At 68.3% G+C, this 524-nt stretch carries 1 pseudogene; it reads right to left on the reverse strand.

Annotated elements, in window-relative coordinates:
• Positions 1–524 (reverse strand): annotated as a pseudogene (gene dapB, locus EOB49_RS34620) (4-hydroxy-tetrahydrodipicolinate reductase); the annotation flags it as partial.

Genomic DNA, 524 nt, shown 5'->3' on the forward strand with positions numbered 1-524 from the left:
TGTCAGCACCTCGCCGTCGGCCAGGAAGCTGACACCGTGCTCGCCAACGATGCTGCCGCCACGCAGCACCGCGAAACCGATCTCGCCGACCGGGCGCGGACCGGTGATGCCGTCGCGAGCGCGCCTCGCAACGGTATCGAGCTCGATGCCACGTCCCTTGGCCGCAGCTTCGCCCAGCATCAGCGCCGTGCCTGACGGCGCATCGACCTTGGAGTGATGGTGGGCCTCGAGGATCTCGATGTCGCAGTCTGGACCGAGCGCCCGGGCCGCCTTCTCGACCAGCCCGGTTAGCATGTTGAGCCCAAGCGAGTAACTGCCGGAGCGCACTATGGCCACGCTCTTCGCGGCGGCCGCAACAGCGGCAAGCTCAGCGGCGTCGAAGCCGGTCGAACCGATCACATGTGCGGGCCCGCCGCGCTCGGCGCAAACCCTGGCCAGGTCGGCCGAGGCAGCCGGCGTGGTGAAATCGATCAGATTTCGGCCATGGAAAGCGCCTCGTCGCGGCTCACCAGACCTTCGCCGAC

This window comes from Mesorhizobium sp. M7A.F.Ca.MR.148.00.0.0, from assembly GCF_003997735.1.
Classification (GTDB): Bacteria; Pseudomonadota; Alphaproteobacteria; order Rhizobiales; family Rhizobiaceae; genus Mesorhizobium.